The 21,097-nt window shown below is 56.9% G+C and carries 21 protein-coding genes; 7 read left to right on the top strand and 14 right to left on the bottom strand.

Features of this window, described 5'->3' with window-relative positions; translation table 11 throughout:
- Positions 1-38: 38 nt before the first annotated feature.
- The 3 genes from Q0802_RS19300 to Q0802_RS19290 all read right to left on the bottom strand — a co-directional run bounded on the left by Q0802_RS19300 (position 39) and on the right by Q0802_RS19290 (position 2,698).
- Entirely contained in the window at positions 39-1,601 is a 1,563-nt protein-coding gene (locus Q0802_RS19300) for a trimethylamine methyltransferase family protein (protein ID WP_298921340.1), read from the bottom strand.
- A 123-nt stretch (positions 1,602-1,724) separates the two neighbouring features.
- Positions 1,725-2,420: an HAD family hydrolase gene (locus Q0802_RS19295; protein ID WP_298921338.1), complete on the bottom strand. Its 696-nt coding sequence runs from the start codon at positions 2,418-2,420 to the stop codon at positions 1,725-1,727.
- Entirely contained in the window at positions 2,417-2,698 is a 282-nt protein-coding gene (locus tag Q0802_RS19290; RefSeq protein ID WP_298921336.1) for a DUF3572 domain-containing protein, read from the bottom strand. The genes Q0802_RS19295 and Q0802_RS19290 overlap by 4 nt, the downstream gene beginning before the upstream one ends.
- Before the next feature lie 103 nt (positions 2,699-2,801).
- On the opposite strand from Q0802_RS19290, the gene Q0802_RS19285 reads away from it, so the two are divergent.
- A complete protein-coding gene (locus Q0802_RS19285; protein ID WP_298921334.1) occupies positions 2,802-4,205 on the top strand; it encodes a diguanylate cyclase in 1,404 nt (467 codons plus the stop codon).
- 24 nt (positions 4,206-4,229) lie between these two features.
- Here the strand turns inward: Q0802_RS19285 and Q0802_RS19280 are convergent, their stop codons facing one another.
- From Q0802_RS19280 to Q0802_RS19265, 4 genes are all read right to left on the bottom strand, one after another.
- The gene (locus Q0802_RS19280; protein ID WP_298921332.1) at positions 4,230-4,724 is read right to left on the bottom strand and encodes a periplasmic heavy metal sensor; all 495 of its coding nucleotides are present in this window, start codon (positions 4,722-4,724) and stop codon (positions 4,230-4,232) included.
- 3 nt (positions 4,725-4,727) lie between these two features.
- Positions 4,728-5,096: a hypothetical protein gene (locus tag Q0802_RS19275; RefSeq protein WP_298921330.1), complete on the bottom strand. Its 369-nt coding sequence runs from the start codon at positions 5,094-5,096 to the stop codon at positions 4,728-4,730.
- Entirely contained in the window at positions 5,083-5,673 is a 591-nt protein-coding gene (locus Q0802_RS19270; protein ID WP_298921328.1) for an RNA polymerase sigma factor, read from the bottom strand. The genes Q0802_RS19275 and Q0802_RS19270 overlap by 14 nt, the downstream gene beginning before the upstream one ends.
- Before the next feature lie 65 nt (positions 5,674-5,738).
- Positions 5,739-6,194, bottom strand: coding sequence for a calcium-binding protein (locus Q0802_RS19265; RefSeq protein ID WP_298921326.1), 456 nt, complete (start codon positions 6,192-6,194; stop codon positions 5,739-5,741).
- A gap of 193 nt (positions 6,195-6,387) precedes the next feature.
- Here Q0802_RS19265 and Q0802_RS19260 point away from each other — a divergent pair, with 193 nt between their 5' ends.
- Together Q0802_RS19260 and Q0802_RS19255 are read left to right on the top strand one after the other, a co-directional pair.
- Complete coding sequence (locus Q0802_RS19260; RefSeq protein WP_298921324.1) at positions 6,388-6,819, top strand: DUF983 domain-containing protein; 432 nt, start codon at positions 6,388-6,390, stop codon at positions 6,817-6,819.
- Between the two features lie 30 nt (positions 6,820-6,849).
- Positions 6,850-7,557 (top strand): NUDIX hydrolase, encoded by a 708-nt coding sequence (locus Q0802_RS19255; RefSeq protein ID WP_298921322.1) that lies wholly within the window; start codon positions 6,850-6,852, stop codon positions 7,555-7,557.
- Positions 7,558-7,583: 26 nt separating this feature from the next.
- Here Q0802_RS19255 and Q0802_RS19250 read toward each other — a convergent pair whose 3' ends face one another.
- From Q0802_RS19250 to Q0802_RS19230, 5 genes are read right to left on the bottom strand one after another with little or no spacing between them, the layout of a single operon-like run.
- A complete protein-coding gene (locus Q0802_RS19250; RefSeq protein WP_298921320.1) occupies positions 7,584-8,501 on the bottom strand; it encodes a DMT family transporter in 918 nt (305 codons plus the stop codon).
- Between the two features lie 46 nt (positions 8,502-8,547).
- Positions 8,548-9,294 carry an SDR family oxidoreductase gene (locus Q0802_RS19245; RefSeq protein ID WP_298921318.1) on the bottom strand — a complete coding sequence of 249 codons (747 nt, stop codon included), beginning with the start codon at positions 9,292-9,294 and terminating at the stop codon, positions 8,548-8,550.
- On the bottom strand, positions 9,291-10,766 hold the full coding sequence (locus tag Q0802_RS19240; RefSeq protein ID WP_298921317.1) for a carnitine 3-dehydrogenase: 1,476 nt from the start codon (positions 10,764-10,766) through the stop codon (positions 9,291-9,293). Before Q0802_RS19240 ends, Q0802_RS19245 begins: the two co-directional genes overlap by 4 nt.
- Complete coding sequence (locus tag Q0802_RS19235; protein WP_298921315.1) at positions 10,763-11,308, bottom strand: hypothetical protein; 546 nt, start codon at positions 11,306-11,308, stop codon at positions 10,763-10,765. The genes Q0802_RS19240 and Q0802_RS19235 overlap by 4 nt, the downstream gene beginning before the upstream one ends.
- Positions 11,305-12,219, bottom strand: coding sequence for a 3-keto-5-aminohexanoate cleavage protein (locus Q0802_RS19230; RefSeq protein WP_298921313.1), 915 nt, complete (start codon positions 12,217-12,219; stop codon positions 11,305-11,307). The genes Q0802_RS19235 and Q0802_RS19230 overlap by 4 nt, the downstream gene beginning before the upstream one ends.
- Before the next feature lie 76 nt (positions 12,220-12,295).
- Between Q0802_RS19230 and Q0802_RS19225 the strand changes: the two genes are divergently transcribed.
- On the top strand, positions 12,296-13,243 hold the full coding sequence (locus tag Q0802_RS19225) for a helix-turn-helix domain-containing protein (RefSeq protein ID WP_298921311.1): 948 nt from the start codon (positions 12,296-12,298) through the stop codon (positions 13,241-13,243).
- Here Q0802_RS19225 and Q0802_RS19220 read toward each other — a convergent pair.
- Positions 13,237-14,280 (bottom strand): aldo/keto reductase, encoded by a 1,044-nt coding sequence (locus tag Q0802_RS19220; RefSeq protein WP_298921309.1) that lies wholly within the window; start codon positions 14,278-14,280, stop codon positions 13,237-13,239. The two genes, Q0802_RS19225 and Q0802_RS19220, sit on opposite strands and share 7 nt — an antisense overlap.
- Before the next feature lie 256 nt (positions 14,281-14,536).
- Between Q0802_RS19220 and Q0802_RS19215 the strand changes: the two genes are divergently transcribed.
- The 3 genes from Q0802_RS19215 (at position 14,537) to metG (ending at position 18,239) form a co-directional block, all read left to right on the top strand.
- On the top strand, positions 14,537-15,133 hold the full coding sequence (locus Q0802_RS19215) for a YceI family protein (protein ID WP_298921307.1): 597 nt from the start codon (positions 14,537-14,539) through the stop codon (positions 15,131-15,133).
- 66 nt (positions 15,134-15,199) lie between these two features.
- Positions 15,200-16,429, top strand: coding sequence for an MFS transporter (locus tag Q0802_RS19210; protein ID WP_298921304.1), 1,230 nt, complete (start codon positions 15,200-15,202; stop codon positions 16,427-16,429).
- An 88-nt stretch (positions 16,430-16,517) separates the two neighbouring features.
- A complete protein-coding gene (metG, locus tag Q0802_RS19205; protein ID WP_298921432.1) occupies positions 16,518-18,239 on the top strand; it encodes a methionine--tRNA ligase in 1,722 nt (573 codons plus the stop codon).
- Positions 18,240-18,263: 24 nt separating this feature from the next.
- On the opposite strand, the gene Q0802_RS19200 is transcribed toward metG, so the two are convergent.
- On the bottom strand, positions 18,264-20,858 hold the full coding sequence (locus Q0802_RS19200; RefSeq protein ID WP_298921302.1) for a HAMP domain-containing methyl-accepting chemotaxis protein: 2,595 nt from the start codon (positions 20,856-20,858) through the stop codon (positions 18,264-18,266).
- Between the last annotated feature and the right edge of the window lie 239 nt (positions 20,859-21,097).

Raw genomic sequence — 21,097 nt, 5'->3', positions numbered from 1 at the left:
ATGTGCAATTCTAATGAGTTGGATTTATCGCAGTTTGATCAAAAATCGGTCGGTGCGCCACCTTCGGCCTTTCTGCGCGCAACAAAATCCGCCAACTCATCCCGAATGGCAATATCCAGCGGGGGTGCCTCAAAGCTGCCAATGATCTCCTTGAACATCAGATGTGCGCGTTCAGGCGTCCAGACAGCCCCTGCAACCTCCCACCCTTCGTAGTTCTTCCAATCGCTCAGGAACGGTTGATAAAAGGCTCTGGTATAGCGATCCTGCGTATGTTGGATTCCGAAGAAATGACCAGCGTTTCCAACAGATTTGATCGCGTCCAATGCGATTTCATCGGGGCCCGTCTCCGTGATCTGAGGGTCCATATATCGTTGTATTTGCTGCAGTATCTCGCAATCCATAATGAACTTTTCTGGGCTGGCAATCAATCCGCCCTCGAGCCAGCCGGCAGCGTGGTAGATCATGTTTGTACCTGATTGAACAGCGGCCCAGAGGCTGTTCGACGTCTCCCACATCGCCTGACCATCCGGTACATTCGCGGCACAAACACCGCTGGAGCGCATCGGCAGACCGTAATACCGGCTCAATTGCCCTGTCATCTGGGTTGCGCGCATGTATTCCGGTGTGCCGAACGCGGGCGCACCCGATTTCATATCAACGTTCGAGGTAAAGGTGCCAATCGCCACTGGGCATCCGGGATTGATGATTTGCGCCAGAACAACCGCGCAAAGGGCCTCGGCCAAAGACTGCGCAACGGCACCTGCCATCGTCACCGGGGCCATCGCCCCTGCAAGCGTGAAAGGCGTCACCACCAGACCCTGTCCGCGTCGCGCCAACCGCATCCAGCCATCCAACATCGGAAAGTCGTGCTTGAGCGGCGAGGTAGAGTTGATGTTGGTATACATGCGCGGGCTGGCGTCGAATTCTTCATGGGTGAGCCCCCCCGCGATACGCACCATTTCCATGACGTCTTCGACACGTTCCTTGCCCAGAGAGTAGGCATGCATGACCTTATCCGTCAGGGTAAGCTTGTCATAAAGGACGTCGAGGTGTCTGACCGAAGCGTGCAGGTCGACCGGTTCTACAGGATACCCACCGGCAAAGTGGATACAGTTGAAATATTGTGTCAGCTTGAGCAGGTTGCGACACATCTCACGCGTGCCCGGGACCTTCGTGCCCAGTTCCATATCCCAGTAGTTGGGTGGCGAAGAAACGTTACCGAAGAGCAAATTCCGCCCGCCCACGGTGATTTGCCGATCGAGATTTCGCGGCGTCAGGGTGAATTCGGAAGGCGCGCGCGCAACCCACTCCATAACGAAATCGCGGCCCATCCTGACGTTTTCGCCGTCTATGTCACATCCCGCCTTGCGCAGAATATCTACGGCTTCGGGATTGAGGAAGGCGACACCGATCTCTTCCAAAATGCGCATGGCACCATCATGAATTGCCTCGACCCCTTCGGGTGTCAAAGGCTCCGTCGGTCGATCAAGATTGACCGGCGGGTTCCAGGGCATTTGCTCGATGACGGCCGTACCGCGCCGGTTTGCCGCGCCGGCGCGCCCGCCACTTCTTGTCCTGCGACGATCCGATGATCTGGCCATGTCTTGCTCCCTGCACATCTGATCCTTTCATAAAGGGCAGAGCACTGGTGCCGTCGCCGTCTCAATTGCGACGTGATGCGTCGCTTTTGAGGAGCTGACTACATATGGAATTGTCTGAACTTGCTAGGACTGCGCCGCGATCCAGTCCGTCAACCCGCCGACATCGTCTAGTACGACCTCGGAAAGCGGCTCCAGGACGTGGCGTTCCGCCAGACCGGTCAAGACGCCCACACATCGCATCCCGGCGGCGCGACCGGCGATAAGGTCGTGCGTACTATCCCCCACCATCACAACAGCCTCAGGGGCGATTGAGAACATCTGAGCAAAGGCCAGCAGTTGACCGGGGTCAGGTTTGGCCCCATGGCCGCTGTCGAAACCTGCGATGAAATCGAAAAACTCGGTCACCCCGGCAGACTTCAGATGCGCCCGCGCCGGTGCTTCGGCATCATTTGTCGCAACACCAAGACGCAGACCGCGCGCGCTCAGATCGTTCAGGAACGGGACCAGCGGGATCGCCTCGACCTGCGGCGCCATCTCCGCCTCCTCGTTCAAGATGTTCAGGACGTCCTGAAAAGAGGTCCCCGGCAGGAATGGCATCAGGGCTTGCGCAACCTCTCCGGGTGTTCCCGCGATGACGAGGCTATCTGGTGAAAATCTCTGAGCTGCATAGTCAAAGCCGATCTGCGCGCCCAGATGTGCGGCGTCTTCCGTGTTCCCGGTCATGCGCTCCAAAAACCCGACCGCCCAGACCTCCCAGGTTGCAGCGAAGTCGAAAAGCGTGCCGTCCTTGTCAAAAAGGACCCCTTTGATACCGCTCATGTCCAGTTCACCTGCTCCCCGCCTGGCAAGGCCTGACGGGCCTGCATCGGACTGTCATATTTGGCGCCGATCGCATCACATGCGGCGATAACCCAGGCGTCATCCATGGTGATAAAATCCAGTACGGATCCCAGAAAGGCAGGATCGCTTGCCCCTGCCCTGAGGTCTGTCTCAGACGCGCCCGTCGCTCCTAAAAATACCGGCAGCAACTCTTCATTCCCTGCCAACCACCCCAGAATCTGGAGGGCCAGAACCTCGGCGGATTCCCGCGTGTACATGGCGTACCTACCCATAATTGGCGTTACATTCGCAACCCTTTGTTAACCAAATTGAGTGCAATGTCGAACAGCGGTTGTTCACCCTTGAAAGGACGCGAAGAGCGTGCAGGGAAAAATTCTCATCGTAGACGCGATTTCGACCAATCGCATTGTACTTAAAGTAAAACTTGCCTCGGCATTTTACGAAGTCGTACAGGCGGCAACGGCCGACGAGGCCTGTGTTGCAGCGCTTCGCCATGACCCCGACTTGATCATTTCAGCCATGGCTCTACCCGATTGTGACGCGGCTGAGCTTTGCCGCCGGTTGCACCGCAGCGCCCAGACCCGCGCCATTCCGATCATGGTGGTGGGATGCCGGCCCAATGCAGATTCTCGCCTCAAAGCTCTGGAGGCCGGCGTTCAGGATGTCATGCTGAAGCCGATTGACGACACCCTTCTATTGGCGCGCGTTCGAAGCCTCATTCGCGCGCACAACTCTGCGGCGGAATGGCAAATGCGCGACGATACCTCAAGAGCCCTTGGTTTTGCGGAAGACACCATGGATTTCGGTCCGCCGGGACGCGCGGTTCTGGTGGGATCGGACGCAAACACGGCGCATAGCTGGATCAGCCAGCTAAGACCCCTCCTACGCACGGACCTGAGCTTTACCGCCCCGGAAACTGCGCTGCGGGACCTCTCTCCCGGCAAAGTGCCCGATGTGTTCATCTTATCTCTGGCCGGAGATGACGGCAGCAACAGCGACGTTCTGCGCCTGCTTGCCGCCATTCGCGCCACCGCGATAACACGCCACGCCGGAATTTTGGTGCTGCAGTCCCGGCCGGATCCCGGCTTGGGGGCTTATGCGCTGGATTTAGGGGCCGATGACCTGATGACCGACGGCTTCGAGGCCGCTGAACTGACGCTCCGGGTCAAAGCGATGCTGCGACGCAAGCGTATTGCAGATCAGTTGCGCGCAACCGTACGCACCGGGCTGAAAGCCGCTGTTTCCGATCCGCTGACCGGGCTGCACAACCGTCGTTACGCCATGCCTCATCTGGCACGGGTGGCCGAACACGCCGCGGCAACGGGCAGAAGTTTTGCCGTGATGGTGGCTGATCTGGATCATTTCAAGCAGATCAACGATCTTTATGGCCATGCTTCCGGAGACGCTGTGCTGGTGGAAGCGGCCCAGCGCTTACGGGATAACTTGCGCGGTGTTGATCTCGTGGCCCGGATCGGAGGCGAAGAATTCCTGATCGTCATGCCCGCAACCCCGCTCACGGAAGCCCGTGTCGCGGCCAGCAGATTGTGTCGCAAGATCGGCGGGCGCGGATTTATCGTACCCGGGGCAGACGAACCGATCAAGGTGACGGTGTCAATCGGTGTGACCATCGGCGGGCTGCGGTCCAAACAGGACCGCGCGGAAACCCTCGACGCCAATGTGCTGCTGGATGCGGCTGACAAAGCGCTCTATTCCGCCAAAATGCAGGGCCGGAACCAGATCAATCTCAACCGCCCTGCTGCCTGAGCAGGACGGATGAAGCATCCAGGACTACTTGCGTCGGCGGGGGCCTCGGCGCAGCACTTCTTCGACATCCTGAGCGTAGTTCTCACGCTCTGCATCAGTCATACCGCCGACAACCTCCATCCAGGCGCCCAATGCGGCTTCCTGCACGGCAATCGTCGTCGCGGCCTGCCGTTCGACAGCCTTTGAGAGTTTTTCAGGATCGTAGGGAACGTTGCGCAAGGCGCTCAGGACTTCCGCATAGAGTGCCCGTCGCGCAGCCCGATCTGGAAACCCCTCCGGGCTCCCCTCGCGCGCGGAATGAATCACCGCGCGCCGTTCATGATGCGGGAGCGCCATCATGTAAGGCAGTCCATAAGCCCCCAATCCCGCCATCCGCAACCCTCCGCGCCCGCCTTCACCGTGGCGCAAAAGAGTTCCGGCCACCAATCCCACGACAGCGAGATTCAACGCCAGTGAGACGCCAAGCAATATCTTGATACGACGCGACGTGCCTGACTTGCGTTCCATTTCAGTCTGCATGATCTATCCCTCGTCCAGATCCCAGCCAAAGCTGGTCAATTCTGCTGTCGAACTCTCCTCCACGCCCGCCTCATACCCAAGTATCAAGGCACCCGCATCGGGAACCGATGCAGGCGGGCTGAACCCTATCCACACACCAGCGCAGGTTGCCGCGACCAGTCCGCCCATACCTTGCCACCCGCCAAGCGCCTCGCTCAGCCGCGCCCAAAGCGGTCGAGCTGGCATCGGTGGGCGCGCCGGTTGCGATTGGATCGCGTCAGCATCGGCCAAAACCCGTGCCATCAAACCTGATGGCAGGTCCGGTTCACCATCACGCGCCGCTTTCAGCAGCCGATCCACCTGGGTCATATCGTCATCATCATGAGGTGTCATCGTCGTATCCCAGTTCTGCACGTTTACCGGCCAGAAGAGCCGCCAACGCCCGTTTACCCCGCGCAGTCAGGCTTTCCACCGCCCGTGGGCTGATTTCCATTACGGCAGCTATTTCAGGGTTTGCCAGTCCCTCAATATGTCGCAGGATCACGGCCTGTCGCTGCCTTTCCGGCAGTGCATTCAAAGCCCCTTGCAGCGCATCATCACGAGACCGTTCCTGCATTTTTCTTTCGACACCCGGCACCGGGTCCTCCGGTTCTGCGATCTCGTCCAGGGCGACATGGCGCCTTTTGCGTAACCGATCTGTGCACAGATTGGCACAAACCCGGTAAAGCCAGGTGCTCACCTGCGCCTCGCCCTGTCGCCAGCGGGGCGCAATTCGCCACAACCGCACCATTGCCTCCTGCGCGACATCCTCAGCCTCACCGTCATCACCGAGCATCCGCCGCGCCTGGCCGAAAACACGGGGCAATAGTCGCCCTGCGAGGGCGCGTGCAGCAGCGGGATCGCCGTTGGCGTAAAGCACCATCAGAGCGTCATCGCTCAGCGTCGAAAGCGTATCCCGTGGCATATCCATCCAAAGCATCGTTAGATACTGGCGGCACACCGATCAAGGCATGCCGCCACCAGCGAAACTATTGTTTACTCAGAACGCGCCCCACCCTTGTGGTGCTTTCTCATCTTGGCAATTGCCGCATCGAACTCGGCTTTGGTCACAGCGCCATCTCCGTCCTTATCCGCCCGTTGGAAACGTCGCTCCGCGCGACCGGAATTTTCCAACTCCTCGGCCGAAATCTTGCCATCTTCATCAGCATCCAGACGATCCATCATTCGGCTTGCGCGCTGCTTTGCGCGCTCACTGGCCGCCGCCTCGATTTCTGGCAAGGTCAAAAACCCATCGCCATCCGCATCAACCTTGGCCAGACGTGCGGCACCATGTGCCTGCATCTCTTCAAGAGTGACCTTCCCGTCGCCATCGCTATCGAGGATCTCGAAATCGATGGGTGCGCCATGGCGATTACCTTTTGCAAAGGCCGATCCAGCCGCCAGACTTATGGAAGTTGCTGCAATCAAAGCGATAAATACTGTATTCTTCATTGTACTACTCCTAACCGTTACGTCCCTTTGGAAACCCCGTTTTTTGGGTCCGGACATTCCTTGAACGTGCAGCGCAGCAATTTCCGTCGAATTTATTTTCCATTTTCGCGACATCCCGCCGCAGCGACAGGACAGCACCTTTTAATTGCCATCCTAAAGGCGCATGTAGAAGCCACTCCAAAGGATGTGAGCAATGACAGATACCGCCCAAGTGCCTTCCGGGCTGACCCACGCCCCAGCGCCCAGCGTCACCGAGACAGAGGAACGTGACACCAAACGTTCCATTCTGCGGGGCTGGCGTCGCAAGTGCCCAAACTGCGGAAGCGGCCCTCTTTTGAAATCCTATCTGAAGGTCAATGATACTTGCTCGGTTTGCCGCGAGGAGCTCTTTCATCACCGCGCTGACGACGGGCCCGCTTACCTGACGATCTTTCTGGTCGGGCATCTGATGGCGCCGCTGCTGCATTTCGCTTTCGTGAAATGGCGCCCCGAACCGCTTACACTCTTCACCATTTTTGCGGTTGGCTGCGTCGGCTTATCGCTCTACCTTCTGCCCAGGTTGAAGGGAGCCATTGTCGGCTACCAATGGGCGCGCGGTATGGGTGGCTTTGGCAAGCCAGACTGATCCGGCGTCCCCGCCAGAACAGGTTGGAACATGCCAGCAAACTCCAGTGAAGACAAAACGGCCATTCGGGACGCGGCAACGATCATAGCCCTGCGCGACCGACACAGCAAACCGCGTATACTCATGGGTCAACGCGGTGCCAAAGCCGCCTTTATGCCGAACAAGTTTGTTTTCCCGGGCGGTGCGGTCGACCCGGAAGACCGGCACATTCCGCTTGAGGGCTCTCTTCCGGACCTGTGCAACCAACGGCTGACCGAAGACGCCGATGCCGGGATGGCGCACGCCTTGTGTATCGCCGCCATTCGCGAACTGTGGGAGGAGACAGGCCTTGTGCTCGGGCATAAAGGCCCCTGGTCGGGACCTGTTCCATCAGAATGGCAGGATTACGCCCGAACCGGCCACGTACCCTCAGCAACGACCCTGCAGTTTGTTTTCCGGGCGTTGACCCCTCCAGGAAGGCCGCGGCGTTTTGATGCCCGGTTTTTTCTGGTTGATGCCGATGCCATCTCAGGTGATCTGGATGATTTTTCAGCCGCATCTGACGAGCTTTCTCACCTGCAATGGGTGCCCCTGCAAGACGTCAGGGGCTTTGATATGCCCTTCATCACCGAAGTGGTCCTCTCCGAGATCGAAGCCCGGGTGACAAGATCTGCGCCACCGGAAAGCGTACCTTTCTTCAAAAACGATGACGAAGAGAGCCTCTTCTTGCGTCTGCGCGGCGTGCCCGGACCCTCTTGAGACATCGCATTTAACGCCGCCCGGGATCAGACCACCAGAATCAGCGTCAGGATCGATACGCATAATACGGCCATACCTGCCAGTTCTCGCTTGCTCGGTCTTTCTTTGAACAGCAGAACCGATGCCAACAAACTCAGGATCAGTTCAACCTGGCCAACGGCCTTGACGTAGGCGGCAGTTTGCAAGGTGAAGGCAATAAACCAGCCCATTGAGCCCCCCATTGACATCAATCCGATCCAGCTCGCGACACGGCGCGCGCGCCAGACCGCGTTGATCTGCCCCGGGTCTCGTTGCATCAACCAGAGCGCCATGCCCAACATTTGGGCACCGGTGACCGCAGACAGGGTGACACTGGCTCGTACGATGGGGTCGAACGCTTCGATTTCCAGTGACGCGCCCCGATAACAAACCGCTGAAACGGCAAAAAGAACGCCCGAAGAGAGCCCCAGACCTACGCTGCTGTTCCACATCGAGGCCCACCCCCAACCGGTGACGCCCGGTGGCGTTGACAGCAAAAGTACACCGATCAGCCCTAGGGAAATCGCACCGAACGCCAACCCGTGCACCCCTTCGCCGAGAAGGATCAGGCCGATCACAACGGATAGGATGACTTCGGTTTTCATCAACGTGACACCCACCACGAAGTTACGTGATTTGAAGAGGGTCACCACGCATATGGTTGCCACGACCTGCGCCAGCCCGCCAGACATCGCATAAGCCCAGAAAGCTGGGCCCATTGATGGCAGGGCATGGTCGGTCAGCCGCAGATAAACAGCCGTCAGGATCGCAATCAGCGGTGCTGAATACAAAAACCGCGCGAATGTGGCACCGGTGGGCGAAAGCGTCGCCGTCGCCAGCACTTTTTGCAGAATGAAGCGCAGGGTTTGGAAAACCGCGGCCGCAAAGGTCACGATAACCCACAGATCCGGAGATAAAAAACTCATGGCTTCTCATGGACCAGATCAGCGCTGCCCGCCAGTGGCAACTGGTTCACAGTTTGGGGTCTGGATTTTCCGTGTGGCCGTCAACCGCAATGACCTGCCCTGAAACCAGTTGCGCTGCGTCCGAGGCCAAGAAAACCGCCATGTTCGCGATATCACGCGCTTGCACAAATTTCTGCATCGAAGTGCCCTTGGCATAACCCGCATAGACCTGATCGCGTGTCATGCCCTTGGCAGTTGCTTCCCGTTCGAGAACGCCCTCCATGCGTGGCCCTTCGACGGCGCCGGGACAGATGGCATTGGCACGAATACCGTGTGGTCCCAACTCCATCGCCAGCGTTTTCATCAATCCAATCACCGCCCATTTGGCAGCCGAATAGGGCGCGCGGTTGGGATATCCATAGAGCCCCGCGGTTGATGAGGTCAGGATGATTGCGCCAGACCCTTGCGCCTTCATGCGCGGTGCCGCATGTTTCGCGGCCAGAAAGGCTCCCTCGACATTGACGGACATGCAGGCGCGCCAGTCCTCAAGCGCAATGTGCTCGATCCGGGCAGTTGGACCGGCTATGCCCGCGTTGGCACACAGAACATCAATCTTTGCCATCCGCGATACAACTTCCTGCACCGCCGTTTCATCCGTCACATCCGCCTGCACTCGGTGCCAGTCTTCGGGGCAGGATGACAGCGCCGCGCTGTCCACATCCGTAACCCAGACCTCGTAACCCGCTTGCGCGAAGCTCTCGCCCATCGCCCTGCCGATGCCAGACGCGCCGGCGGTGACCAGAACCCGTTTCATGGTCGCGCGCCTACCGACCGCCCGACACCCTCCGGCATGGGCAGCGTTGCCTGAGCCTCAGCAAACCGACGCAAGGCCTGATCAATTTCCGGACTGGCATCCGAGGGGCGGCGCGTCTCCAGACTGACGTGGAGCAGGAAATGCTCACCGGTCGCCAGCAGCCGGTCCCCTTCATACATCTCATGCCAGAGGTGCATCTTCTTGCCGCCGCCACTCAGCACGCGGGTGCGCACATCAATGATCGCCCCGGCATGCACTTCATCCAGATGCCTGATATGGGTCTCGGCCGTAAAATAACTGCCGCCAGATGCGATGTATTCGGCGTCGCATCCGATCAGTTCCATGAACCGATCCGTCGCATCGCCAAATGCCTGCAGGTATTTGGCTTCGTTCATGTGACCGTTGTAGTCTGTCCAGTCGAGCGGCACCGCGCGATGTATCGTCAACACAGGCGCTGATGGATCAGAGACCTCCACCGCACTCTGGCCCAATACCGAACGGGCACGGATGCTCTTTTCCTGAGCGTCCAGAAGCGCCCCGGCCCCCCAGTTCTGTGCTTTCAACGCACGCATCATCGCAACAAGGTTGTTGTCACGGATGCGCTCCAGCTCCCGGATTGAATGGTGGCCGGATTGCGCATCAGACTGGCCCGCGATCAAATCCACGAGCTCATCTGTGAACTCTGGAACATCCATCAACTTGGTCCAGGGCCATTTCAACGCCGGTCCGAATTGCGCCATGAAATGCTTCATTCCCGCTTCGCCGCCGGCCACACGGTAGGTCTCAAAGAGACCCATCTGCGCCCAGCGGATACCAAACCCATACCGGATCGCATCATCGATCTCTTCGGTGGTGGCGATGCCGTCTTTGACGAGCCACAAAGCTTCACGCCACACAGCTTCCAGAAACCTGTCAGCGACATGGGCGTCTATCTCTTTCTTCAGGTGCAAAGGATGCATGCCCAGATCGACGAGGATACCCTTTGCGATGTTCACGATCCCGGCATCTGATTGCGCTGTCGTGACCACTTCGACCAGCGGCAACAGGTAGACCGGGTTGAACGGATGGCAAACCATGATTTGCCCCGGCTCTCTCGCATTCTGCTGCAACTCGGACGGTTTGAAACCAGATGTCGAAGATCCGATCACGGCCGCTGCGGCGCAAGAAGCCTGAATCTCCGCGAAGGCCGCATGCTTGACATCCAGCCTCTCCGGGACACTTTCCTGTATCCACGTCGCGCCCTTCACAGCATCGGCGATCGTTTCATGAAACGACAAGGTGCCTTCGGGCGGCAGGGCAACATCCAGAAGGCCCGGGAGCGAACGCCGCGCATTGGCCAGTACTTCGCCAATCTTGCGCTGTGCCTCCGGGTCGGGATCAAAAACGCGCACGTCCCAACCGTTCAGCAGAAAGCGCGCTGCCCAGCCACCGCCGATTACGCCACCGCCAATGATCGCAGCCGTCTGGGTCATGGTAAAGTCCTTCTCAGCTGACTGATATCCCAGCCATAAAATGCCAATACGTCGCGGGCCGCCGCAGCCCTGTCGCCCGGCGTGTCACTACCTCTGTTCAGAACCGCGCCAAAATCTCCGGCCACCGTACCAATGGCCGCTGTGCGGAAAGCTTCATCAACCCACATGACCACCAGCGTGTTTTCAGATCTGGCCGGGTCGCGCAGCACACCCGGGTCGCTCACAAAATAGATACCGGCCCGATCTGCGATCACGTCGCTGGTCAACGTCAGGGTTTGACGCGCTGGATCATGGGTAAAGGCAACGGCGCCTTCGCGCCGCGGCGCAAAGCTGGCGACCAACACCCACTCACCAGCAAAATCCGCTGCGTTGAACCGCGTCGTTGCACCGATTGGAGCATCTACGTCACGATAGCTCGTAGGCCCCGATGCGCCAAAGGGGACACAGGCGGCAATCGAAACGGTCAGGCAAAGCGCCAAGCATGGCCCGACAGCACGTCTTCGCAACGCAGAGCGGCCTTTCTCCCGGAAAATGTTCATCATGCGGCGGGTGCCTGTTTGATCAGGTTCAGCCTTGCGCGCACCTCGGTTGGACCAATAACCCTTGCACCCATATTTTCGATCAGGGAGTGCGCACGCTCAACCAGTTGCCAATTCTCGGCAAGAACGCCTTTTTCCAGCCAGAGATTATCTTCGAGACCCACGCGGACGTTTCCCCCGGCCAAAACGGCTGCGGCCACATAGGCCATCTGATTGCGCCCCAGCGAAAAGGCCGAAAAGGTCCAATCCGGCGGCACGTTGTTGACCATCGCCATGAAGGTATTGAGATCATTGGGTGCCCCCCAAGGGACCCCCATACATAGCTGCACAAGCGCCGGCGCCTCCAGCACCCCATCTTCAACCAGTTGTTTTGCATACCACAAATGACCCGTGTCAAAGGCTTCTATTTCCGGTTTGACCCCCAGCTCCGTCATCATGCGGCCCATCGCAGACAACATACCCGGCGTATTCGTCATGACATAATCAGCTTCAGCGAAATTCATGGTTCCGCAATCGAGCGTGCAAATCTCCGGCAAACACTCGGCCACATGTGCCACCCGCGCACTCGCACCGATCATATCCGTGCCATCAGTTTTGAGCGGGAGGGGGTTCTCGACATCCCCAAAAATCATGTCTCCCCCCATACCTGCAGTCAGGTTCAGGACAACGTCGACGTCAGCGTCGCGAATCCGATCCGTCACTTCGCGGTAATAAGTCAGTTTGCGGCTGGGCGCCCCGGTTTCAGGGTCTCGGACATGGCAGTGGACAATCGCAGCTCCCGCCTTGGCGGCAGCAATCGCGCTATCAGCAATTTGTTTCGGGGACCGGGGCACATGTGAACTGCGATCCTGCGTGCTACCTGAACCGGTGACCGCACAGGTGATAAATACCTCATTGTTCATATTCAGTGGCATGACTGTCTCCCTTGTATTGACTCAAAAAGTGGCGCAAAAGGCGCCACCACACTTGTTCTAATGCGAAAAACTATTGATGAAATTCGCAAATAACCTTCATGCCACTGTTTTGGTTCTGGATGAAACCAACACATTGTCCTTTGCCGCCGCCGTTGATCCCATGCGGGCCGCAAATCGCCAGGCGGGCGCCAAGCTTTTTCAATGGCGGTTTGCAACACCCAATACGTCAGATGTGGTTTTGACCAGCGGTCTTGCCGTGTCGGCTAGCCCCCTGCATCTTGTCGATCATTGCGACGTGCTTCTTGTCGTGGCGGGGTTTGATCTTGAACGACAGGCCACCCCCGCGCTGCTCGCCGGATTACGACGCTTGGCAAAAACGTCAAAGCTGGTCGCTGGAATTGATGGGGGCCCGTGGATCATGGCGCGCGCCGGGTTGCTGGATAATCACATGGCCACGACGCATTGGGAGGACCTCGACGCCTTCGCCCGAACTTTCCCGAATGTGGCGGTGTCGGATGCCCGTTTTGTCGTCAGCGGGAACCGGTTGACCAGTGGGGGCGCGGCCCCTGCCATAGACATGATGTTACATCTGATTTCGACACTCTTTGACGCGGCACTCGCCGACCGGGTCGCTGGTAGTTTTATTTACGATGCAAACGCATCATCAGTCCGCCCGCAGATGCGCAATCCCCTGCGCAAGCGACATTCCCCTTTGACAGCACGCGCTGACGAGATCATGCAATCCCATCTCGAAGACCCCGTCAGCATCGAAGAAATCACACGGCGATTGGGTGTAAGTGCGCGCGCCCTGCAACTTCAGTTCCGGAGCCAGCTCCGCACAACACCGCAAAAACACTATCTTGACCTGCGTTTGACCGAGGCGGACAGACTGGTGACCCAAACCACAACAGCCCTTCAGGAAGTGGCCCTGAGAAGCGGCTTCGCGTCGCAATCAAGCTTCGCCCACGCCTACGCGCGGCGATTTGGCAAGTCGGCATCCGCGAGACGGAAGCAGCTTCAATAGGGCATTGGGTGCGCCCGATGTGCTGCGTCAATCTCGGCAGTGACTTCATCCCCCAGAGACAGATCAGCGGCACCCAGACTTACCTCCAGCTGATCCATTGTCGTTGCGCCGAAAATGACCGAGCCCATGAAAGGACGGCTCTTGCACCACGCCAAAGCCATCTGGATAGGATCGAGATCATGACGCGCCGCAATTTCCAGATAGGCGGAAACAGCATCGAAAGCCCGGTCCGTTTTACGCCCCCCAAGATCATCGTTCAGCGTCATGCGCGATTTGGGCGGGACTGCGCCCTCTTGATACTTGCCCGTCAGCAACCCCGCAGCCAAAGGCGAAAATGCCAAAAGAGACACTTCCTCCTGGACGCTCATTTCGGCCATGTCGGTATCATAAAGACGGCACAGCAAGGAGTATTCGTTTTGAACCGACGCAACCCGTGGCCCGCCGGTCCGTTCTGACGCCTCAAGCCATTTCGTTGTGCCCCAGGCGCTTTCGTTGCTCAGGCCGAAGGAGCGGATTGTACCCCTCGAAACCTCATCCTGAAGTGCGCCCAGCGCATCATCCATGTGCTGCTTGGTATCAAGCATGAGTTGACCCGAGGGGTCATATGTCCAGTTCTTGCGAAACATGTAGCTGCCCCGGTTGGGCCAATGGAACTGGTACAAATCAATGTAGTCGGTTTTCAGCCTGCGCAATGACCCCTCTACCGCCTCGGGTATTGTCTGTGACGAAATCGGCGCGCCATCGCGAACGATTGCAAGACCCTCGCCGGAATGTTTGGTCGCCAGAACAACCTCATCCCGGCGCATGTCGCGTTCAAACCAAAGCCCAATGATCCTCTCCGTGCGCCCGACAGTCTCCGCACTGACCGGATTGACGGGATACATCTCGGCTGTGTCGATAAAATTGATACCCGCATCCAGTGCCCTGTCGATTTGGGCGTGCCCCTCTTCGGCTGTGTTCTGAGTGCCCCAGGTCATCGACCCCAGACACAGCTCAGAAACCTCGATATTGGTGCGGCCCAATCGATTCATCTTCATTGCGGGAATTTCCTTTTGTATCTGGCGCAACTCTAGCCTGTCGCCAGCGCGCTGCAAGCAGGTTTGAAAATCGGGCGAACGCGCCAGATACGCAAAACAGATGCCCCAAATAGGGGCAGCTTTACCCTGCAGGAAATGGAGCAAAACTGGCAATGTGCCGCGCCCAAATTCCCGAATGCAGATCAAGACCGCGTGAACATATTGGTAACCAACCGCAAAATCATATCTAAGGGGAACTCATAGGAGCCCCCTCGCCATGTCGTTATTGATTTCCCGCCGTCTGCTTGTTGCTTCAGGTTTGGCGGCGTGGGCAACCTCGGGGTTTGCCGCACCACGGCGATACGATCTTGTGCCCGGCCGGTCTCGTGTCGCGTTCATTTTCAATGTAAGCGGGACACAACAAACCGGAACTGTGCCCGTGCAAAGTGCCGACATCCGTGTCGACCCCGGTAACCTTGCAGCCTCCAGCGCCAATGTTACCTCGGATATTCGCTTTGCAAAGACCGGTATGCTCTTCGTCACTCAGGCACTCCTCAGCGCATCCGTGCTTGACGCCGAAACCTATCCCTTGGTGCAATACGAATCCACCAAGATCATATTGGGCCAATCAGGTCGTATTTCCGAAGGTGCCAGAATTGACGGCCGCTTGACCCTGAGGGGCATCACGCGGCCTTTGCAATTGGCGGCGACGTTGACGCGTCCTGCCGGGTCCGCAGCGAATGATCTGTCCATCCTGAACATACAACTGAACGGAACGCTAAGCCGTCGGGCATTCGGGGCTGTCGGATACCCAAAGCTTGTCGATGACCCGGTTAATCTCGATATCCGTGCAGAAATTCGAGCCCGGGGCTGAAAACGACCCATCTGATGTCGAATAACTGACAGGATAGCCCAGACAACTCGCTAGGTTGGGCGTGTCATGCGTTTACTTATCTCCTTTGCCGCCCTGTTTCTCTCGGTCCTGCTTTTGCAGCTGTCGTCAGGTGGCGTTGGCCCACTGGATGCCTTGTCCGGTCTCAAACTGGAATTTTCGAAAAAAGAAATCGGCCTGCTGGGGTCCGCTCATTTCCTTGGTTTTTTCATCGGGTGTTGGTGGGCGCCGCGCCTGATGGGCAGTGTCGGGCATTCCCGCGCTTTTGCAGCATTTACGGCCGCCGGCGCGATCGGACTGATGAGCCACATGCTCATTATCGACCCCTACGCTTGGGCTCTCATGCGCGTCGCATCGGGGATCTGTGTCGCGGGATGCTATACCGTCATCGAGGCCTGGCTACAGGCAAAGGTCACAAATCAGACGCGTGGGCGCACGATGGGGGTTTACCGCGTTGTCGACATGACCGGTTCCATGGCCGCCCAACTGATTATCGGGGTTCTCGAACCGGCCAGCTACGTATCCTACAATTTGCTTGCGATTGTCTGTTGTGCTGCTCTTTTGCCGCTGACGCTGACCACCGTGCGGCAACCTGAAACACCGGCGTCACCGCGATTGCGCCCGCGTCTTGCCTATGATCGCTCGCCGCTGGCGGCTGCTGGCGTACTTGCCGCGGCCCTGTCCTCCGCTTCTTTTCGAATGGTCGGGCCGGTTTATGGTCAGGAGGTTGGCCTTAGCATAGATCAGATCGCGTATTTCATGGCCTCCTTCGTTTTGGGCGGTGCCTTGGCGCAGTACCCCGTGGGCTGGCTGGCCGATAAATTCGACCGTCGCTGGGTGCTGATTTGGCTCTCGATTGCCGCCATTGCCAGTTCGACCATTACAATTTTCGCCTCTGGTCTGGGCACAACGGGCGTTATGTTAACTGCTGGCCTCTTTGGCTTGACCACATTCCCGATCTATTCAGTGGCCGCATCCCACGCACATGATTTTGCAAGCGACGCAGAACGGGTGGAGCTTTCCGCCGCGTTGATGTTCTATTTCGCATTGGGCGCGATTGCAGCACCCTACTTCGCCTCGTACCTGATCGATGCTTTTGGGCCCAAGGCACTCTTCATCATGATTGCTGGAGCGCATGTCCTGCTCGTCGCATTCGGTCTGACACGCATGCGGGTACGTCCGTCGCCCGCAGATCGCACACGCTACACCTACGCACCACGGACCTCCTTTACCATCGGGCGGCTCATGCGGCGTAGCCGGGCGAATTCACAAGATTAATATTACCCTTTGCTGCGCTATGAAAACTGGCCCTTGGCGCAAACCTGAGGTACAGGGGATCAAATTCCGCGATCAAAAAGGCTTTGCCATGGCACGCCATCTCATCACTTCAGCCATTCCCTATATCAACGGCATCAAACATTTGGGAAATTTGATCGGAAGCCAATTGCCGGCCGATCTCTTTGCACGCTACCTGCGCGCGCGCGGGCACGAAGTGCTCTTTTTGTGTGCAACTGACGAGCACGGAACGCCCGCTGAACTCGCCGCGGCCAAAGCCGGTAAACCTGTCGCAGAGTATTGCGCTGAAATGCATGCAGTTCAGGCCAGAATCGCCGAAGGCTTTCGCCTGTCATTTGACCATTTTGGGCGATCCTCCAGCCCACAAAACCATGCTCTGACACAGCATTTCGCAGGACGGCTCGCCGATGCCGGGTTGATCGGTGAGGTCAGCGAAAAACAGGTTTACTCGATCGCGGACGGCCGTTTTTTACCAGATCGCTACATAGAAGGCACTTGCCCGAATTGTGGATATGATAAAGCACGCGGCGACCAGTGCGAAAACTGCACGAAGCAGCTTGATCCAACCGACCTGATTGATGCACGATCTGCGGTTTCGGGATCTACAGATCTGGAAGTGCGGGAAACAAAACATCTTTATTTGCGACAATCGGAGTTGAAGGACGAATTGGACGCTTGGATCGATTCCAAGACGGAATGGCCAATCCTTACGACTTCAATTGCCAAAAAGTGGCTGCATGATGGCGACGGGCTGCGAGACCGCGGTATCACTCGTGATCTGGATTGGGGTATTCCAGTGCAAAGAGGAACCCAACCTTGGCCAGGCATGGAAGGCAAGGTGTTCTATGTGTGGTTTGATGCTCCCATCGAATACATCGCTTGCGCCAGCGAATGGGCTGAAGCAAATGGGTTGACAGACGCCGAATGGCAGCGCTGGTGGAGAACCGACAAAGGTGCTGAAGATGTCCGCTACACACAATTTATGGGTAAAGATAACGTTCCTTTTCATACATTGAGCTTTCCGGCGACCTTGATTGGATCTGGTGAGAATTGGAAGATGGTCGACCACCTCAAATCCTTCAACTATCTGAACTATGATGGGGGTCAGTTTTCAACATCGCAGGGCCGCGGTGTATTCATGGATCAGGCTCTTGAATTGCTTCCGGCTGATTACTGGCGTTGGTGGTTGCTCAGCCATGCCCCAGAAAGTAGCGATTCAGAATTCACTTGGGAAATTTTTCAATCCTCCGTCAATAAAGATCTCGCCGATGTTCTTGGCAATTTTGTCAGCAGGATCACAAAATTCTGCCGTTCCAAATTCGGCGAAGAAGTGCCTCAGGGCGGGTCCTATGGGGAGATAGAGATAAATCTGATTGACGATCTTTCCGAGCGTGTCGACCGATACGCCCGGCACATGGAAAAAATGGAAGTGCGAAAATCCGCTCAGGAACTTAGAGCGATTTGGGCATGTGGAAACGAATATCTTCAGACTGTCGCTCCTTGGACCACCTTCAAGACAAATCCGGAACGCGCCGCAATGCAAACCAGATTGGGTTTGAATTTGGCCCATCTCTATGCAGTGCTATCTGAGCCTTATCTTCCAGACACCACAGACCGTGTTCTCGCCAGCCTCAATGTCGAAAAGACTTCTTGGCCGGAGGATATCGCAGAGTTTTTGCAGCGCCTTTCGAGTGGCCATTCATTCCAAACCCCGGAAGTTCTGTTTGCAAAAATCACTGATGAGCAACGCGAAGACTGGCAGCATAAGTTTTCGGGAACGAGGAATCCTTAGCGCCGCGAACTTCTGCAAGCGCTTTTAAAATTCCTCCCAACCGGTATCCAAGTCGATATTTTCGTCAGCCTTCAAGGCAACGTTCCCGACGACCAAGCCCTCTGGCCTACTTGTTTTTTCGGGGGTTTCTACTTCTCCGCGCTCAGGGGAAGAGGGGGCGGCACTAACCACCTGTGAGAGGTCCAAACGGAACCGGGCGACTGCCGCTGCCAGCGCATCGGCTTCAGAGGTCAGCGCATGACTTGCCGCTGTTGTTTCTTCAAACATTGCCGCGTTTTGCTGGGTGACATGGTCCAATTCATTTACTGCGGTGTTGATTTCGTTCAAACCCGCTGATTGCTCGCGCGCGGACGCAGCAATGTTAGAAACCCGCTTAGAAATTTCTGAGACCGATGTCACGATCGAAGCTAAGGCTGCGCCTGTTTTGTCAACCAAATCAACACCCTTCTCAACCTGATCTCCCGAACTTGAAATGAGTTCATTGATCTCTCGCGCCGCATCAGATGATCGCTGTGCCAAAGCACGCACTTCCGTGGCCACGACCGCAAAGCCGCGCCCGGCCTCCCCGGCACGCGCTGCTTCGACACCAGCGTTCAATGCCAAAAGGTTGGTCTGGAATGCGATATCGTCGATAACCGTCGTAATCTTCGAAATCTCCTGGGACGAGGTTTTGATCTCGTCCATTGCATCGACAGCTTGTCTTGCGACCTCGCCGCCTTTCTCAGCATTCGACTGTGCATCTGCTGACATTGAGGATGCTTCGTCCGCGCCTTCAGCTGCGGATCTGACGGAGCTTGTCAATTCATCCAGTGCTGCTGCGGTTTCTTCAAGAGTTGCAGCCTGTTTTTCTGTCCGTCTGGACAGATCGTCCGCTGCCGAAGTAATTTCACTGGTCTCATTTCGGATGGCATCCGAATTCTGCATGACTGCGGCCACCGCCTCTTTCAATGCAGCAACTGCGGCATTGAAATCTGCGCGGAGTTTTTCGTAGTCTTCTGGAAATACTGACGTAATCTCGCTTGTCAAATCCCCTTCCGACAAACTTTGCAGACCAATTCCAAGCGCACTCACAACACTTTGCTGCTCCTCCGCCACACGCGCTTTTTCCGCTTCCGCCATTTCCTCGGATTCTGCGATTTTCGTCACATCCGTGCCGAGGAATATTGCACTTTCCACCTGGCCACCCGGAGTCATAACAGCGGAGAAGCTACCTTCCAAAACCAAATCGCTTTCTCCAGAAGCGTCTTTTACATCAAATCGACCAAAAACGGGTGCGCCACTCAATACTTCCGAACAAAGATCGGAGGCATTTTGGGAACCATCCGCAGCACCCATGAAGAGATCACGCAAATTGATTGTCGAATACTCACCCGTCTGAAGTCCCAGAATGGCTTCGACGTTCCCATTGGCACCAACCAATTTGCCATCCGCATCGAATTCAATGCGCAACTGATTTTCATCAATGGTTTTCAACACCGCTGCATTGCGAGCCGCCTCCGACTGATCCGCCCATTCTATGACGGCCCCGATTGTCGCGCCCGTTTCATTCAGTGCCGCGTTGATATTGATTTCGACAAGCGCACCGCCAATTTTGGCAATGTGGGAAACCGGAAGAATATCGAAGCCCTCGCTCTTTATTCTGTTGGCCAAAACCTGCAATTCATCAAAATTGGAAATATTGGCCCCAAGAACATTGCCGTTTTCCAAATCCGGCCAACCCTTCTTGAGATCTTCCGACAATGTGTCGCACAATGTTTGGCAAGCCGGATTGATAAACAGAATGGAGAGCGTTTCATCCACCATCATCATGGGCGCGGCAGATCCGACAAATGCAGCACTTTTAAACGCACTTTCACGCTCGGCCTCTTTGGCAAGCGACAGCGTTTCCCGAAACATGTCCAAGCTCCGCGCCATCTGACCAACCTCATCGCCGCGACCGGTGAAGGGAACTTCCGTATCATATTGTGCGTCCGCGATGGCCCCCATCGAGCCTTTGATGCGCACAAGCGGTTGCGAAATCTGGCTGCGCAGGAAGTAGGCTGACAGCGCAACCGCCACCAGCATTACGACAAAGCCCGCACCCAAAGCCTTCTTTTCCATTTCAGCCAAATGCGCCAGTTGGTGCGTTTTGGTCCATCCCGTGACAACCACACCCGCGATCTCGTTGGCATCACCAAACACAACCGGATACGCTGTCATCAACCCATCTTCAGAAAGGGTTGCCTCCGCTGTTTCAAGGGCGGTTTGGGCCAGCGCCTGAGCCCTCTCAACTGAAAATTCCGCGGATTCCCGACTATAGAGCACAGCACCGTTGTACCGAACAACCAGACCTCCTACCGCGTCGGGCTGTGCGGCATCCAGCACGCCGCTAACGAGGCTTTCCACCGCGACAGCATTGCCAAACTTGATGGCTCCGCCCAGTTGCATGGCCATCAACCCAGTGACTTCGCCAGCACGAACACCAAGCGTATTGCTGGTCAGCTCCTTTGTCATGCGACTTTCTATGAAGGAAACCGACGCTACCACTGAAATCACGCAGACCACCACCATAAGAACACATTTAGCGAACAGGCTGTTGATAGCGTTTGGCAGATTTCCGGAGCGGCTCAGAAGCGACATCGAAGAGTCCTCTTATGTGTAAATGGACGGCACCTACGGGAGCAGCGGCTAATGCGTGCCGTCTTGGATGCTCATTGCTTACAAGTCAGGTCTTACAGAGCCCTTAACATTCAGCTTTCCAATCCTGCCATTCATCCGACTGACACCAGTGATCGAGGCCCGAGGTGCGGCGCACCTGCGTCCTCAGGCCAATGATCGACAAAAATCTTCAGGGGACTCCGGAAAGTGGTCTAGCAAAG

The organism is uncultured Roseobacter sp., assembly GCF_947495275.1.
GTDB lineage: Bacteria > Pseudomonadota > Alphaproteobacteria > Rhodobacterales > Rhodobacteraceae > Roseobacter.
The sequence above is the reverse complement of the archived record's forward strand: the minus strand, read 5'-3'. Positions and strand labels throughout refer to the sequence as shown.

What these genes read in the sequence shown, in the direction of transcription:
- Q0802_RS19300 (WP_298921340.1), bottom strand. Translation starts at nt 1,601, where the DNA reads ATGGCCAGATCATCGGATCGTCGCAGGACAAGAAGTGGCGGGCGCGCC.
- Q0802_RS19295 (WP_298921338.1), bottom strand. Translation starts at nt 2,420, where the DNA reads ATGAGCGGTATCAAAGGGGTCCTTTTTGACAAGGACGGCACGCTTTTC.
- Q0802_RS19290 (WP_298921336.1), bottom strand. Translation starts at nt 2,698, where the DNA reads ATGTACACGCGGGAATCCGCCGAGGTTCTGGCCCTCCAGATTCTGGGG.
- Q0802_RS19280 (WP_298921332.1), bottom strand. Translation starts at nt 4,724, where the DNA reads ATGCAGACTGAAATGGAACGCAAGTCAGGCACGTCGCGTCGTATCAAG.
- Q0802_RS19275 (WP_298921330.1), bottom strand. Translation starts at nt 5,096, where the DNA reads ATGACACCTCATGATGATGACGATATGACCCAGGTGGATCGGCTGCTG.
- Q0802_RS19270 (WP_298921328.1), bottom strand. Translation starts at nt 5,673, where the DNA reads ATGGATATGCCACGGGATACGCTTTCGACGCTGAGCGATGACGCTCTG.
- Q0802_RS19265 (WP_298921326.1), bottom strand. Translation starts at nt 6,194, where the DNA reads ATGAAGAATACAGTATTTATCGCTTTGATTGCAGCAACTTCCATAAGT.
- Q0802_RS19260 (WP_298921324.1), top strand. Translation starts at nt 6,388, where the DNA reads ATGACAGATACCGCCCAAGTGCCTTCCGGGCTGACCCACGCCCCAGCG.
- Q0802_RS19255 (WP_298921322.1), top strand. Translation starts at nt 6,850, where the DNA reads ATGCCAGCAAACTCCAGTGAAGACAAAACGGCCATTCGGGACGCGGCA.
- Q0802_RS19250 (WP_298921320.1), bottom strand. Translation starts at nt 8,501, where the DNA reads ATGAGTTTTTTATCTCCGGATCTGTGGGTTATCGTGACCTTTGCGGCC.
- Q0802_RS19245 (WP_298921318.1), bottom strand. Translation starts at nt 9,294, where the DNA reads ATGAAACGGGTTCTGGTCACCGCCGGCGCGTCTGGCATCGGCAGGGCG.
- Q0802_RS19240 (WP_298921317.1), bottom strand. Translation starts at nt 10,766, where the DNA reads ATGACCCAGACGGCTGCGATCATTGGCGGTGGCGTAATCGGCGGTGGC.
- Q0802_RS19235 (WP_298921315.1), bottom strand. Translation starts at nt 11,308, where the DNA reads ATGATGAACATTTTCCGGGAGAAAGGCCGCTCTGCGTTGCGAAGACGT.
- Q0802_RS19230 (WP_298921313.1), bottom strand. Translation starts at nt 12,219, where the DNA reads ATGCCACTGAATATGAACAATGAGGTATTTATCACCTGTGCGGTCACC.
- Q0802_RS19225 (WP_298921311.1), top strand. Translation starts at nt 12,296, where the DNA reads ATGAAATTCGCAAATAACCTTCATGCCACTGTTTTGGTTCTGGATGAA.
- Q0802_RS19220 (WP_298921309.1), bottom strand. Translation starts at nt 14,280, where the DNA reads ATGAAGATGAATCGATTGGGCCGCACCAATATCGAGGTTTCTGAGCTG.
- Q0802_RS19215 (WP_298921307.1), top strand. Translation starts at nt 14,537, where the DNA reads ATGTCGTTATTGATTTCCCGCCGTCTGCTTGTTGCTTCAGGTTTGGCG.
- Q0802_RS19210 (WP_298921304.1), top strand. Translation starts at nt 15,200, where the DNA reads ATGCGTTTACTTATCTCCTTTGCCGCCCTGTTTCTCTCGGTCCTGCTT.
- metG (WP_298921432.1), top strand. Translation starts at nt 16,518, where the DNA reads ATGGCACGCCATCTCATCACTTCAGCCATTCCCTATATCAACGGCATC.
- Q0802_RS19200 (WP_298921302.1), bottom strand. Translation starts at nt 20,858, where the DNA reads ATGTCGCTTCTGAGCCGCTCCGGAAATCTGCCAAACGCTATCAACAGC.